Origin of the sequence: Tenacibaculum sp. L6 (genome assembly GCF_028823685.1) — a bacterium.
GTDB lineage: Bacteria > Bacteroidota > Bacteroidia > Flavobacteriales > Flavobacteriaceae > Polaribacter.
Map to the genome: position 1 here is coordinate 1 of NZ_JAPEHZ010000007.1, position 15057 is coordinate 15057.

A 15057-nucleotide genomic window follows, 5' to 3' on the forward strand; every position below is an offset into this window, starting at 1 on the left:
TGTGGTTATAAAAATGAGCTTAGCGTTTTTGATAGGTGGCAAATCCTGATAAGCGTGCAGAAGCGAACAGGGCTTTTCCGTCTTCTAACGTGATTTTTGCACCTTCTGGGTATTGAATTTCGATTTCGGTAATGGTGTCGTCTTCCAACAGGGCAAATGAGCCTAGTTTGAAATAGTGATTACCGCTTTCGGTAGCGCCTAAAATGTCACAAATCGGTAGTTCAATCAGGATTTCGTTTTTTTGCTTGACTACGACCATCGATTGCATTAAGGTGTTCGGGACTTTGGCAATGCTATAGGCAATGTCTTGCTCTGGTTTGCTAGCATCATCAATGGCGCATTTAAACGTGATGCCATTGGCTACAAACACACGTCCTTTGACTAAGGAGTTTCCATCAAAATTGGTAACTCCTCTTTTGGCTACTGACGAACCTGTTAACAGGGACACTGTACCACCTACATCTACTTTTTTGTTGGCGTATAAAAAGCTTGGCATGGGCTTCATCGCACTGATGTTCCACTTTTCGTTTTCTTTGCGTTTGGAGTTCTTGTATTTTAAATACTCGGTTACTCGTAAATAGGGTTCTTCGTTTCTTAAAAAATTCATCTTTTTCTTTTCTCTTTTTTGTTTTTTAACTATTAAAATCTTCTACGGTTTCGTAGGAAATGTCTTCGGAAATTCCATCGTAATTGGGACTGGTGTAACTTGATAAAAAGTCGGTGCTATCTAGTGCAAAGGGTTCGTTCCAATTGTCATAAGGAGATCCTAAAGCGGAATGTAATAGCGGGTTGTTTTGCAACTTTTCATCCAACAGTTCTTTGACGAGTTCGCCTGTTTGGGTGACAGCTGTTCCCATTGCCATGTCTTGTGCAATGGCTTTGCCTGTGGTTTTCCTATCCAAATAGGCTGCGCCTACGACACCTGCCAAGGCTAACATGCCTTTTTTGAGCTTGGTGTTTTGCATCGGTAGCTTTTTAGCGGTTACGCGTGAAAGCATTGCGCCTGCACTCATACTTAGCAAACTGACTACCGAGTTTTCTATTGATTCTTTTCTCATCGTTTATTTTTTTTGTGTCATTACGTACATGCCTCCTAACAATACGAGTATGCCTGCTCCAACTCCTACATACAACAGCGTGTTGTCTTTTTTAGGGACTTGTTGTGTTTGTAATTGTAGCTGCATCATTTTTACCAAGTTGTCTACCGAGGTTTGCTGTGCTTGTGCTTGTTGTTCTAACTTGGCTATTAGCATCGGGGCAATGTCCTTGGTTTCTCCATTGGCTTGTTGTACATAGACTGGTTTTCCGTTTCGGGCTTGTTCTATTTGCGACCATGTTCCACCAACGGTATTGATTATCCCCATTAGATTCGCTCCGTCCCAAAATCCATGAAGTCCGCTTGCTTGTGGTTTAGAAAGTGCTTGACTTTCTAAGGCTTCTTCTTGTTCGGCAAGCAATAGGTGTGTTTGTAACAAATTCATCGTTCTTAGTTTTATACACTTACGGACTTCAATAGACGACTGCGCCTAACAGTGCGATACCTCCTAGTATCAGCGGTGCGTTTTCTTTGGCGATTCCTGCAATGCGTTTCTTGTTGGCATTGCTGACCTCGGCGGGTGTGGCATTAGCTGCTTGGGCTTTTTCATGGTCTCTTTCGGCTTTGTACTTTGCAATTTTTTGTTTGACTTGGACAATGCTTTGTTTGATGGCATTGAGCTTTTGTTGGTTTGCTTTAATGACTGCATTGGCTTCTTTGATGCCTTGGGTCTGTTGACGTTCCAAGGTTTGAAAAGCGCCTTTGATATGTCCTAGGGACTTTTCTGCATTGCGCAAACTTTCTTCGGCTTTTTTTCTTTTGGAGACTGCACCGTTACACCAAGCGCCTAAGCCTAACGCATCAGCGATGCCTTCTTCTTGGGCTAATTGTTGCTGTTCGGCTTTTATGGCTTGTTCTAAGCGCCGTACTTCTTTTTTTAGGCTTTCCCATTCGGCGGCTTGTCGTCCGTTTTGGAGTGCCTTGTACTTGTTGTCCCATTCGGCTTTTTGCGCCCATACGCCTTTGGCTTGGTTGTTCAATCGACTGGCAATTCCATTGGAGGGACAAAAGCCGTCGAACCAACCATACAGCCCATACGGAACATGCGTGCCTATGGTGTCAAATTCTTCATTCATAACTTTTTATTTTTTTGTAAAAACAATACGAGCAAGGCGGAGGCTGCTGCGCCAATACCTACTTGGATTTTTAATCGTTTGCGCTTTTTGGCTTGTTGGTCTTCTACCACATTTTTTTTAAAGCGTTCTTGATAGTCTCGTAGAGCTAATTCATTAGCGGTACGTGTATTTTGAGCTTCTTCTTTTAGGTACTGGGTGTAGTTTGCATCGTATCGCAACCATACTTTGTAGAGTTCTCGTTGTAAGGGTTGTTCGAAATAATACAGCATTTCTCCGCCTAAATGTGCTTTGGCTCGTAAGGCTTTTACCTTGTCTAACAGTGGGGTTATTTCTTTTTCATAGCTTTTTTCCCGTCCGTCGTTATAAGTTTTTTGTAAATGGGCTAGGTTGTTGACTAACCATTTTGCTGCGTTGGCTTCAAATGGAAATATCGGGTCTAGTCCATAGGTGGATATTTCTTTTCGTACCACAATAAAGCGGTAGTCAGCTACGATGGGGTTGGTTTCATTCTCCACCACAAAATAGAGCGTTCTACTGTTCACATTGGCTGACTTGGTAAATTCTTCTACCTTGAAATAGGGAGCGTGCTTTTTAAATTCTTCGAAAAAATTATCGATAAATGTTTTTAATTTTTCCGCAAAGGCTAACGCATGGGCTAGGGTTTCTCCGTCGCAATGTTCGTAGGAACTATAAGCGGTTTCGTTGCGTAAATGGGCGATACCTAAATCTACTTCTTTGAAAATTTCGTTGAACAGGTGTTGTGTTCTTGCACGGTTTCTAAAGGTGATGGCTTCGCCTAATTGGGTAATTTTTTGTTGTAGCTTGTCTCGTAAATCACGTCTGATCTTAAGTTCTACTACTGAGGCATCGTAATACGAACCACTACAGGAGTTCATTTCTTGTATGAATTCACTCACGGCATAGTTCACTAGTTTTCCAACGCCTTTTACCAGTTCTCCGCCAATAGCTCCTGATAAGCCTTGGGTTTTGGGGGTCATTAGTACATCGTCAGATTGGTGTATGTCCTGTTCTTTGAATGTTTGTAAGGTGCCGTCTATGGTATAGTACCCGTCGTTTAGGTCAAATGTGTGTTGGTTTTTTGGAACTATCACATATACGTGACTGTAACCCTCGCCCTCTTGTTGTATAACACGTCGCAAGTAGTGTGTAACCCCACAATTTAATAACACACTGCTTGCGAAGATGCTATAACTTTTGCAATCCAATCCCTGTGAGCGAGTCGCCCAAGCACAGGCAGGGCTACGTAATAATTGGTCGTAGGTATCTATCTTGTATTGTAGATGCTGATACAAAAACCTGTGTAGCTCCTTGCATAATTTTTGTAAGGGGTGGTTTGCAAATTTTTCTTGGGATAGCTTTTGGGTGTGGTGTTGGTATTTATATACCCATAGCGCCATACTTTCAATTGCTACCTTGGTGTCTCCGTTGGCAATTTTTACACTACTACAGTCGCTATGTGGAAGTAACTTGTCGTACGTACTTCCTTTTTGGATGGGTCTGTATAAGATGGTATTAATTGCCTCGGGATTCACTTCTTTTTCTTTTGATGAGTCAAAAGTACTTGAAGTGTTTTGTGGGGGTTCAGGGTTTGAAAGGCTTCGCTAAGCTTTGCTGTAATTAGCTAACTTTTGGGAAGGTTTGGTAAGATTGGGGAGGGTTTACGTGTTTCCGTAAACTAGTAATACTTACTTTTTCTACATTTGAGATATAATTAAAATTTAAAAAATAGTATGGGAGTAATTACAAGAGAAGATTTACAATATGAATATTCATGGAAAGCCATTCCGTCTGATAATCCAAAAGTAACAGGAGATCCTGACAGTACTTTATTAAATAGGAATGAAGGGTATGAAATGTTATACTTTATCAATAAATTTTGTGAGTTAACGAATTTAACTACTAAAGGTGACGCTCATAAAGTAGAAACCATGATTAAAGAACACTTACCATCCAACACTAGAAGTCAAGCTAATGTACGAGATTGGTTAGTTGAAAATTGGAAAAAGTATTAACTAAAAAGAGGAAGTGATTAAAACTTCCTCTTTTCTATACTAAATCATATACTTCTAAAAATCTTCTTACCTCACTTGGGCGTAGTTTCTTTTTATGTTTGGCTACCTCAAAAGGTAAATTGCGTATCTCTGCGATAATCTCATTAATCGTTGCACGCATTTCTCTCTCTGGCAGGTAATAGTATTTTTCAAATAGTTTCTTTTTACTGTAAATAGCGGTCATTGTTCATGTGTTTACTGCTAATAGGCTTTCTCATAGACATACCCTGTAATGGTATTGTTGCCATCATACACATATACCTTTTTGGGTTCGTGTACGTAACTGGTGCTTCCTGACATTAGGATGTAGTTAATAAGGTTTTGATTGTCTAGCTTGTAATAGTAACGCAGGGTTATTCGGATGATAAATGTTTCAAACTGACAAAAAAATTCTTCTTCGCTTATTCTACCGTCTTCATGGTGTCTTTTTCCTCCGATATTGTCTTGATGCTCTTTAACAAAACTTAACAGCTTTTCGTAAGTGTTGGCTTGCAAGTAAGCAACATACATCGGGTCTTGTTCTTTGGTTTTGGGTGGGGCTTCCGTTGTTCCTCCTTGTAATTTCAATTCGTTTTCTAACATACTTTTTAGACTCTGTGCATTTCCATAAAATCTCATATCATTTACATTGGTTACATTTCTTGCGAGTATGGTAATGCCTTGTTGTTCGTCTTTGTAATTGGTATTGTGGGTAATTAGTATTGCTTCATTAGGGTATCTCGGGTGCTTATGAATAGCTATTGTGGGTAAGATGTGTGCTATCGCTCCTGATGCTCCTGTGATAACTATATTACCATTTGCTGATTGTTGTATTTTCATGTTCTCTTTTTAATTGTAGTTCTCTTTTTTGCGTTTCCTTGCGTTTTATTGCGTTTTTCTTGCGTCTTCCAATACTGCTTTTCTTCTTGGAGTTCACACCATTTTTGATAACTGTTCATTGCTTATTTTTTTATCTAATTCTGATCTCCCAACGATAGACTGATTTACTGGCGAGCTTAATGGGTATTTCGGGGTTTCAGAGTTTCAGTCTCATACTACAAACCCTTTTTCTGTGTTGGTTGATGCTTTGTTGTTCTTTTTATGCGGTTACTATTGTCGTGATATGTTGTTTGGTTTGGTTGTCAAAAAACATAAGCTTATTGGTAGCGCCTACATATTTTGACTTTTGAAATCGTTTGTACATGCTATTGATTAAGGTGTTGATGGTTTTATTGTTTTTACTCAAATGGTTATACCAAACGGGATTTGCATAGGTGGTATGGCTTGTTTTGTATTTTAAATGACTGTTGCCATTTTTTAAGAGGATAACCATTTTTAGCTTGCTGCATTGGGGACAGGTGATTTTGTGTCCTGTTCCGCAATGGCATCGGTTTTCTTTTTTGCTCATTTTTTAGATTCTGTTTTATTGATTATAGTGTATCATAGTGGACAATGCAGACAGATAGCTATGTGGTAGGTTGGTTTGTACATAGGTATATAGCTGTTTTGCCGTATAATTGCCTTTTTCATATTTCTTGATGGCTGTTGTAATTTTCTTTTGATAGGTCGCTTTGCGCTTTCTTGCGTTTTGTTGCGTTTGTTGTTGCGCTTTTTCTATTGCCTTTTTTTCCTGATACTTTACATGGGTTTTCCATACTTTATGCAAGCCGAAAAAGCCTATCTCATGGGGTTGGGTACGTGTTTTATCAAAATATAATGAGGGATATAATGCGGTTACTTGTGATTTGATAAACCATTTGCGGGCAAATTCTAGTTTCCAACGGTATTCTTTGAGTTTTTGAATCAGGGTTGTCTTTTGAGTGATGTTTGTAAATAGTTCATTATTTAGGTAATTGATGGCTTTTTTCCATTCGCCTACATAGACATTGTGTTGTTTCCACAGTTTTGCAGATGTTTTGATACAATCTTGTAGTAAAATTGCCTTAAATTCTTCAGTAGTTACATTGGCGTAGAGTTCTATTTTTTGCAAATAGTCATAACGCAATCCTTTGTAACTGTCATACACACCGTCTGCCAGTTCTTGGGCTAGTTCTCTATCGTCTTGCAATCGAGCTAAAAAATTATGCGTAAGCGGACTGTTTGTGCCTTGGCTTGGTTTTTCTTGCTTTAAAAAATCAGGCAACAGGGCTTTGACTGCTTCGGAGGTTTGGCGCGGGCGAGTTGTTGTTTTCTTACTTATCACTGTGGTGTTCTTGTAGAAGCCGTCCGCAGGACATGTAAATTCTTCCTTTTGAAATCCTGTGTTATTTACACAGTCTTTTATTTCTTTTTCTTTTAATAAAAAGGTTCTAGTAGTATCATTATTATCTGGTAATTCTTTCCAGTTCTCCTGTTTAAAAAATTGGTTTTCAATTCTTTTGGGTTTTGGTGGATTTCCGTCTAAAATCGTTAGGATTTCAGGATGAAAATTAACCGTTATGGGTTTGTATTGGTTGGTATATGTATAGTTGATTAAGATGTTTGCTTCTCTAAGGCGTTTGATGTGGTTTTGCGCTGTTTTTTTGCAAATAGCAAGTCTTGGTATCTCTGCTATGGTATGTGTTGCTAATTTGCGGTGGTCTATCGTTAGCTTTGGTAAGGCATTTTTTAATACACTGGTTGGACGATTCATTTCCAAGAGATATGAATTGCGTTGTTTTAATTGGGCGATGTAAAAGCCTACCAAGACGTTAAATAAAAGCTCTGTAGTGTACTTGATGGTTGGCTTGCGCTTTTTTGCGATATAGTTTGCGTTTTTTTGCGCATTGAATTTTGCTACCTCTTTGTTGTAGATAGTAGCAAATTCACTACGGTGTTTCTTTGTAAAGTCTGCCACTTGTTGGGCTAATGTTGGAGTGTTAGGAGCTATGACCGTTTTGTTATACTCGGCTATGGTTTTGTTGTACTCGATAGCTTGTTGATTGTAAGTATGTACATATTGACGGTAATTATCCATCGTACTTTTCATTGCGGTTCTATCTAAAAAGGGATAGTTGATATAGTTGTAGTGTTTGCTTGTTGCTTTTTCATAGTCTTTTCCTTTTTTTAAAAGCAAATAACCGTGTTGGGTATTAAATTCCTCTACGGCTTTGTTGTATTGCGCATTGTTTAGCTTATTGCGTTGCGCATTGTCTTTAAATAGCTTGATGGTTAGTTGGGTGATGGCATCCAACGTTGTGTTTTGTAAATACTCATGTACTTTTTGATTGTACAATCCTATCGCTGTGAGCGATGTATTATTTTTTTTCATATCTTCGAGGTTCTTAAAAGGTTCTGCGTCCTTGCAGAATTTTTTTCTTTTTCATAGCAATTTTTTAAACGGTTAGTGACAGCTAACCGTTTTTTGCTTTAAAAAAGTAACCCACAACCTGAATGTTGTGAGCTACTTACAATAAGTGCTTACTTATCGCTGTGGTGTCTTTGCGCTTTTTGCGTTTTTCATTGCGCTTTCTTTTTCATTATTGCTCAAAGCTCTCTACTATCTTTTCTAAGAATTGAATTTTAGGGATATGGTATTTGCCGTCTTGAAAGATTGCTTGAATGGTGTTTTTATGGATGCGGTTTTTAACCGTGTTAGGATGTACTTTTAAATATTTTGCGCAACCATCTACGGTAAGCATCGTATCATTGGCATTAAAAATGGTTAAGGCTTTAAGGTTTACTTTTAATAAGTCTGCTTGGGTCATATTCAATTTTTTAAGTTTTTGTGCTCTTTTTTATTTTTTACCCACAAAAACCAATAATATATCGTTAATTGTTATATTTGTGGATAATTACGACGCAAAAATAAAATCAATTGTCAACTTTTAGAATAAATTGTGGACAAAATAATTTAAAGAAATTGATAAGATGTTGAAAACCAGTTCGGAAATTTTACAGGAGTTATTAGACCATTTAGGTATCAAAGCAAACCGCTTATCGGTAGAAATTGGAGACAATAGCAATTCTCGTATCTACTATGTGAGAAATGGAAGAAGTAAAATAAGTCCAAAGCTTGCCAAAGCGATTACCAATAGATACAAAGAGATTAACTACATGTATTTGCTTACAGGAGAGGGGGAACTTGTCAACAAGGATATTATGGTGAATACCAATGGGAATGTTTTTGTGGAAAAACCTGATGGTAGTTTTAACGTAACTACACGTTTGATTCCTTTTGATGCCTATTCTTCTTTTTTAGAAACCTTGGATGATGCAAATGTAATTTATGAATGGGAGGAAGTAACTTTTAATGTAGAAAAGTACGGTCGTGGTAATTACGAAGCATTTAGGACTAAAAATGATAGTATGAACGGGGGAGGAATTAATGATACCCCTAACAGAGCTTTGGTATTGGGTAGAGAACTTGGACGTCATCATTGGATGGATGGATTCAACCCTACTTTATACGGATGGATAATTCTTTCTAAGCACAATGTTTTTCACAAGGATATTATCGGACTGGATAAAGAAAAAGGGACGATTATTTGCCATAGTAGAAATAAACGGGACGATTATTTGCCATAGTAGAAATAAAAGTCCCGAGTATTCAGATTTTGAGTTAGACCTTAATGAGGTGTATCAAATTTTTAAAGTGATTAAAAGAACGTTTTAAAATTAATCAACTCTTTTTTGACTGTAATATTCATTCCAGTGATTAAGTAGTTTCTCTGCATGTTCTGTAGGAGTAACTTTAATGTATGATAAAAAACTTTTTTCAGAAGAGTGTCCAGTAATTTTCATGATAGAAAGAGAAGGGAAGTTCATCTTGTATAAATTCGTTGCAAAAGACCTACGGCAAGTGTGGGAACTTACCAATTTATATTTAGGGTATATACCTACTTTTTTACGATAGACGTCTGTCTTTTCATCTTTAACCATGAGTGAACCTTTTACCTTATCGGTAAATCCTACTTCTAGACAAACCTCTTTAATATATTCATTGAATTTTACATCAGTAATCATTCTAGGCATCCCTCTTTTATTAATGACTTCTTTAATTTGATGGTGTAGGGGGATAACGACTTTAACCCCTGACGAATTTTTTGTCTTTTTAGGCTGTACAGTAATAAACTTATCATCCGTATTAATTTGAGGTAAGTTAAGAAAGTCAGAGACTCTTAACCCTGTCCAAAGACCAATAATAGCCATGTCTCTACAATTTTGCAAACGTTCATTTTTTGAAAAATCGTGATTGAAAAGTGTATCGATTTCATTTTCGCTTAGCGCTATAGATACACTTTCTTCTTTGATAACGGAGAACTCACTTCGTTCATAATCCTTATGAACATCGTAGCCAAATTCTACATCGGCTACTTTAAGTAGTTTTTTAATGTTTTTTATCAAATCTCCTGTATAGTTGACTGAGTATTTTTTGTTATCCGTGAGGTAGTGTACCAAGGCATCATAGACAACAATATCAAATTTGTTTATTTTGATTTTAGAGCGTCTGTATGTTTCAAACTCTTTTAATCTGTTGTTTGTTTTTTTATAGTGTTTTATCTTGTCTACTGTATAATTTCGTTTTGTAGAACGATTGATAAGGTTAGGCGCTTTGATAAGAAAATCATCGATAAAATCAGTAAGGTATTCAAATCCTTTTTTTTCTGCTGCAACCTTTTTCTTGAAATGTTTGTCAAATTCTGTTTTTAAAAACTTTCGAGTTAGAGGTGTATTATTGATTTTACAGTTATCAATCAATCGTTCCAAAAAGGTATCATAGCGCATAATATTGGAAGTTGTTTTTTTTAACTTCGCTCCACCGATTCCTTTTTTGGATTTTGGTAGTCTGTTTTCAAAATCCCAATTCTCAGGATTTATTTTTTCGCCAGTTGAATATTTGAAAATAGACTTTTCGTTCTTTACATAGAATTGAATAATTATCAGTGTCTCTTTTTCTGACTTAGGTTCTTTTAAATAGAAATACATTTTTTGTTTTTTTACTTACCCCAAAGATACAATAGTGGTAAATATCGTGGTAAGAAAAAATGTATTTTTTAGTTTTTTTAATGAACATTTATAAACAATGGTATCCGTATATGTAGCTTTTTTGTTGGGGTTTTGAAAAAATAGAGATAATGATAAATAATGTAATGTGACCCTCTCTGGGTCACAAAAAAAAAGAAAACAGCAGAAGATTTGCTCTCTGCTGTTTTTTTATCTTCAAGGGAAATATTAGGGAAAGGTTGCTTAACTGACCGTAAAATTAAAAAAAGCTATTGTCTTGTAATGTAACCTAAGTTACATAAGTTATATTTGAGTTTTTCAAATTGATATGAAACCCATCTTTTTAATTAAATATACTGCTATTTTTATCGGAGTTGTAGGTGTTGGGGTTAATATTATAGAGTCTATTTACGTGTCTCTATTTAACCGACCTATTTTTGTACACTTTTATTTAGTAAAAAAGAAACTTCCTAAAAAGAAAAAAGAATTTTTAGTAGAAAATATAGCCTTTTATCAGAAGTTAAACGAAAAGCAAAAAGTGTATTTTGAACATCGATTAACCAAGTTTATCAGAACGTACGATTTTATTGAAAGAGATAATTTTGAGTTGACACCAGAAGCAAAAGTTCTTATAGCGGCGTCATATATAAAACTTACTTTTGGTATGCGAAGATACCTTACCACTACGTTCGATAAAATTATAGTGTATCCTACCAGTTTTTATTCAACAATAACAGAACAATATCATAAAGGAGAGTTTAATCCCAGGTTAAAATCTATTGTGTTTTCTTGGGAAGATTTTTTGATCGGAAACATCATATTAAATGATAACCTAAACTTAGGAATTCACGAATTTTCTCACGCGTTAACTTTTCATGGACGAAAATCTAAAGATGTCAGTGCTCGAATTTATTATCGATTATTTGAAGAAATAACAGTGTTTATGAAAAAGGAAGAGAATATTGAAAGAATTGAAACTTCAGGATATTTTAGAGCATATGCGCTTACAAATAAATTGGAATTTGTTGCTGTAATTATGGAGCACTTTTTTGAAACTCCAGAAGATTTACAGCAACAATTTCCACAATTGTATAAAAAGATTCAACTCATGTTGAATTATTCTGTAGAATAAATAAGTTAATCTTTCACTTTAAAAACCTTGGTTAAAATATCATCCATTAAACACCATTTGGTTAATGATGATTGTAATAAATTGGCACCTACAAAAGCAGTAAACCACAACCAATTAATATTTACTTTAATTGCTAAGATTAAACTAATAAGTATAAAACTACCAGCAATACCACGTACAATTCTATTCTTCATAATTAAATATATTTATCAATAGGAACCACAACAGCTCGTATTGGATTATTTGTTTCTAAATTTTTATTAAAAGTTTCAATTAAGTTAAACAGTGTATCTATTTTATCAGTTTCAGTAAATGAGAAATACATATATGAACCAGTTGCTTTTTCATTTCCAGAAAACCAATCATTTACAGAAATTACAGGAAAAGAATTTCGAAAACCTTCAATATCAGAAGCACTAAAATTATCTATAGCTGCTTCTTTTAATAGTTTTAGTACTTCATTTTGAAGCCCATCAACTACGGTTATTATTAATAACTTCATCTTATTTATAGTTTTTACGTTCAATTAAATAGTATACTAATGGTACTACTAATAAGGTTAGTACAGTTGCAGTAATAGTTCCTCCCATTAATGAAATAGCTAATCCTTGGAAAATAGGATCGAATAAAATTACAAACGCACCAATAACTACCGTACCTGCAGTTAGTAGAATAGGAGTGGTACGTACTGCACCAGCTTCTATAACAGCTTGTTTTAACGGAACTCCTTCTGCTAAACGTAAGTTGACAAAATCAATTAATAAGACTGAGTTTCGTACCATAATTCCTGCTAGGGCAATCATTCCAATAAATGAAGTAGCTGTAAAATAAGCGCCCATCATCCAGTGTCCTAAAATAATCCCTACCATAGATAATGGAATTGCAACCATCATTACAATTGGAGCTTTAAAGTTTTGAAACCACCCTACAATCAACATATAAATGATAATGATCACTCCTAAAAAGGCAATTCCTAAATCTCTAAACACCTCTAAGGTAATTTGCCATTCACCATCCCATTTTACGGTGTAATTATCTTCAAAATCGGGTTGTTTAATGTATAACTCATTCAATTCATATCCTTTTGGAAGTGGAATCTCTTTTAATTTCTCTTCCATTCCTAAAATAGCATAGGCAGGACTTTCCAATTCCCCAGCCATATCTGCCATCACATATACTACACGTTTTTGATTCTTTCTGTAAATACTTTTTGCACTATTCTTTTCTTCAACAGCAACCAAATCACTTATAGAAACCATGTTGCCGTGTTGCGATTTAATCTGTAACTGAGCAATATCTTGAACAGAAGACTTCTCTTTCTCATCCAAAGAAAACACAATTCCTACTTGATTAGAAGCGTCTTCATCATATAAGGTTGAAACCGCTCTGTTTGATAACGCCATGTTTAGGGTATAAGCAATTTGTTGAGGAGCTACACCGTATAACATTGCTTTTTCTTTGTCGATTACAAACTCATATTCAGTTTGATTGTCTTCTACCATCCAATCGATATCTACTACATCTGCTGTATTGTGTAAGATGTTTTGAACTTCGTTGGCAATTTCAATTTGCTTGTCATAATCTGGTCCGTAAACTTCTGCAACAATCGTAGATAATACAGGTGGTCCTGGTGGAACTTCCACTAGTTTTACATTGGCCTTAAACTTTTTAGCTATGTTTTGAATATCAGCACGCATCGATTTTGCAATGCCGTGACTTTGTATGCTTCTATCTTTCTTGTCAACTAAGTTTACTTGAATATCTGCCATATTACTTCCCCCACGTAAATCGTAATGACGAACCAATCCATTAAAGGTAATTGGGGCAGAAGTACCCACATAACTTTGGTAGTTTACTACTTCTGGTCGTGTAGCTAAGTACTGTGCAATTTCTTTGGTTACAGCATCGGTACGCTCTAATGTGGTACCTTCAGGCATATCAATTACTACCTGGAATTCATTTTTATTATCAAAAGGCAACATTTTTACAGCTACCGATTTGGTAAAAAATAACGACATAGAACCTAACAATAAAACAATCGTGATTCCTAAGAAAACCCAACGCTTGGTTTTGTTTTCAATAAGAGGACGCTCGAATCGCTCATATAACTTGTAGATTAATGTACTTTGCATTGCTTTAGTCTCATCTGCTTCAAATTTTTCCTCAGCACCGTGCTTGTCTTTTTCACGTAAGAAAATATATCCTAAATACGGAGTAATCGTTAATGCAACAAATAATGACAAAATCATAGCGATAGAAGCTCCAATTGGCATCGGACTCATATAAGGCCCCATTAATCCAGATACAAACGCCATTGGTAACACCGAAGCAATTACGGTAAAGGTTGCCAATATGGTTGGATTCCCTACTTCGTTAATAGCATACAAGGCTGCTTGTTTAAATGGTAGTCGCTTCATTTTAAAATGCCTGTGCATATTTTCAGCAATAATAATGGAATCATCTACCACAATACCTGTTACAAATACCAAAGCAAATAAGGTAATTCTGTTTAAGGTATAATCTAACATGTAGTAACTTAACAAGGTAAGCGCAAAAGTGATGGGCACTGATAAGAACACTACTAAACCACCTCGCCATCCCATGGCTAACATTACTACTAAAGTTACTGCGATAATTGCACCGATTAAGTGTAATAATAATTCTGATACTTTTTGAGAGGCTGTTTCACCATAGTTACGGGTAACTTCAACATGTACATCATCAGGAATTAAGTTAGTACGTAAATGATCAACCTTCGCTAAAATAACATCTGCAATTTGCATTGCATCTGCACCTTTTCGTTTAGCTACCGATATAGTTACCGCTGGATATTCTGATTGATACGTGGAAGCATTACTACTCGCTTGTCCGTACCCAAAACTTACATAGTTTTTAGGAATTTCTGGACCGTCTAATACGTTCGCAACTTGTTTTAAATAAATTGGTTGATTTTGTTGTACACCAACCACTAAGTTTTTAACATCTTCAGCAGATTGTAAAAACTTCCCTGTAGTTACTAAAAACTCAGTATCATTTTTATCATAACTTCCAGCACTTAGCTGCTGATTGCTGGCTTTTAGCATTTCAGTAACCGATAAAAAGTCTAGCCCACTAGCGGCTAATTTATCTTTATCTACGACCACACGTACTTCACGATTTCTACCTCCAATTTTTTGAGTAATCGCTACATCGTTTACCTTTTCGATTTCGTTGGTAAGTTCTTGTGCCATTTGTTTTAATTGATAGTCATCATAATTTTCACTCCATAATGTCAACCCTAACATAGGGACATCATCAATTGCACGTGTTTTTACCAAAGGCATCGTAACACCTTTCGGCATTTGATCCATATGTTTGTTAATCTCGTTGTATAGTTTTACGAACGAGCGTTCGATGTCTTCTCCAACATAAAACTGAACAATGACCATTCCTTGTTCTTTCATCGAAGTAGAGTATACGTACTCTATTCCTTTGATGTTCGAAATTATTTTTTCTAAGGGTTTGATAACTCTCGATTCTACCTCTGTAGGGCTCGCTCCTGGATACCCTACAAAAATGTCAGCCATAGGCACATCAATCTGTGGTTCTTCTTCTCTCGGAATTAAAAAAGAACTGTACACACCAATTACCATAAACACTACCATTAATAAGATGGTAAGTTTAGAGCCGATAAACCCTTTGGCTATTTTTCCTGCTAAACCTTCTTTCATTTTATATAATTTGAAAATTTGTTGATTTGATGATTTGAAAATGGGGTGATTGGGTCATTTTCAAATT

The 15057-nt window shown here is 35.9% G+C and carries 17 protein-coding genes; 3 read left to right on the forward strand and 14 right to left on the reverse strand.

Going from position 1 to position 15057, the window contains the following annotated elements:
- Nucleotides 1-19 precede the first annotated feature (19 nt).
- From OU788_RS02520 to OU788_RS02540, 5 genes are read right to left on the reverse strand one after another with little or no spacing between them, the layout of a single operon-like run.
- Entirely contained in the window at nt 20-607 is a 588-nt protein-coding gene (locus tag OU788_RS02520) for a hypothetical protein (protein ID WP_125066256.1), read from the reverse strand.
- 25 nt (nt 608-632) lie between these two features.
- Entirely contained in the window at nt 633-1058 is a 426-nt protein-coding gene (locus OU788_RS02525; protein WP_147431690.1) for a hypothetical protein, read from the reverse strand.
- A gap of 3 nt (nt 1059-1061) precedes the next feature.
- Nucleotides 1062-1481, reverse strand: coding sequence for a hypothetical protein (locus OU788_RS02530; RefSeq protein WP_274633707.1), 420 nt, complete (start codon nt 1479-1481; stop codon nt 1062-1064).
- 28 nt (nt 1482-1509) lie between these two features.
- On the reverse strand, nt 1510-2172 hold the full coding sequence (locus OU788_RS02535; protein WP_274633708.1) for a hypothetical protein: 663 nt from the start codon (nt 2170-2172) through the stop codon (nt 1510-1512).
- Complete coding sequence (locus OU788_RS02540; RefSeq protein WP_274633709.1) at nt 2169-3725, reverse strand: hypothetical protein; 1557 nt, start codon at nt 3723-3725, stop codon at nt 2169-2171. The genes OU788_RS02535 and OU788_RS02540 overlap by 4 nt, the downstream gene beginning before the upstream one ends.
- 198 nt (nt 3726-3923) lie before the next feature.
- On the opposite strand from OU788_RS02540, the gene OU788_RS02545 reads away from it, so the two are divergent.
- A complete protein-coding gene (locus OU788_RS02545; protein WP_274633710.1) occupies nt 3924-4205 on the forward strand; it encodes a hypothetical protein in 282 nt (93 codons plus the stop codon).
- A 34-nt stretch (nt 4206-4239) separates the two neighbouring features.
- On the opposite strand, the gene OU788_RS02550 is transcribed toward OU788_RS02545, so the two are convergent.
- From OU788_RS02550 to OU788_RS02570, 5 genes are all read right to left on the reverse strand, one after another.
- Nucleotides 4240-4428 carry a hypothetical protein gene (locus OU788_RS02550; protein WP_274633711.1) on the reverse strand — a complete coding sequence of 63 codons (189 nt, stop codon included), beginning with the start codon at nt 4426-4428 and terminating at the stop codon, nt 4240-4242.
- A gap of 17 nt (nt 4429-4445) precedes the next feature.
- Nucleotides 4446-5063: a hypothetical protein gene (locus OU788_RS02555; protein WP_274633712.1), complete on the reverse strand. Its 618-nt coding sequence runs from the start codon at nt 5061-5063 to the stop codon at nt 4446-4448.
- A 259-nt stretch (nt 5064-5322) separates the two neighbouring features.
- Nucleotides 5323-5556 carry a hypothetical protein gene (locus OU788_RS02560; protein WP_274633713.1) on the reverse strand — a complete coding sequence of 78 codons (234 nt, stop codon included), beginning with the start codon at nt 5554-5556 and terminating at the stop codon, nt 5323-5325.
- Between the two features lie 90 nt (nt 5557-5646).
- Entirely contained in the window at nt 5647-7473 is a 1827-nt protein-coding gene (locus OU788_RS02565; protein ID WP_274633714.1) for a hypothetical protein, read from the reverse strand.
- A gap of 208 nt (nt 7474-7681) precedes the next feature.
- Complete coding sequence (locus OU788_RS02570; protein ID WP_099214612.1) at nt 7682-7909, reverse strand: helix-turn-helix domain-containing protein; 228 nt, start codon at nt 7907-7909, stop codon at nt 7682-7684.
- 163 nt (nt 7910-8072) lie between these two features.
- Here OU788_RS02570 and OU788_RS02575 point away from each other — a divergent pair, with 163 nt between their 5' ends.
- On the forward strand, nt 8073-8729 hold the full coding sequence (locus OU788_RS02575) for a hypothetical protein (protein WP_274633715.1): 657 nt from the start codon (nt 8073-8075) through the stop codon (nt 8727-8729).
- Nucleotides 8730-8819: 90 nt separating this feature from the next.
- Here the strand turns inward: OU788_RS02575 and OU788_RS02580 are convergent, their stop codons facing one another.
- A complete protein-coding gene (locus OU788_RS02580) occupies nt 8820-10130 on the reverse strand; it encodes a tyrosine-type recombinase/integrase (RefSeq protein ID WP_274633716.1) in 1311 nt (436 codons plus the stop codon).
- A gap of 346 nt (nt 10131-10476) precedes the next feature.
- Between OU788_RS02580 and OU788_RS02585 the strand changes: the two genes are divergently transcribed.
- On the forward strand, nt 10477-11280 hold the full coding sequence (locus tag OU788_RS02585; protein ID WP_274633717.1) for a zinc-dependent peptidase: 804 nt from the start codon (nt 10477-10479) through the stop codon (nt 11278-11280).
- 5 nt (nt 11281-11285) lie between these two features.
- On the opposite strand, the gene OU788_RS02590 is transcribed toward OU788_RS02585, so the two are convergent.
- Genes OU788_RS02590 through OU788_RS02600 form a run of 3 tightly spaced genes read right to left on the reverse strand, consistent with a single transcriptional unit; the run spans nt 11286 to nt 14990 of the window.
- Nucleotides 11286-11474 (reverse strand): YgaP family membrane protein, encoded by a 189-nt coding sequence (locus OU788_RS02590; RefSeq protein ID WP_274633718.1) that lies wholly within the window; start codon nt 11472-11474, stop codon nt 11286-11288.
- 2 nt (nt 11475-11476) lie between these two features.
- Entirely contained in the window at nt 11477-11782 is a 306-nt protein-coding gene (locus tag OU788_RS02595; RefSeq protein WP_274633719.1) for a hypothetical protein, read from the reverse strand.
- A gap of 1 nt (nt 11783) precedes the next feature.
- Entirely contained in the window at nt 11784-14990 is a 3207-nt protein-coding gene (locus tag OU788_RS02600; RefSeq protein ID WP_274633720.1) for an efflux RND transporter permease subunit, read from the reverse strand.
- Nucleotides 14991-15057: the final 67 nt, after the last annotated feature.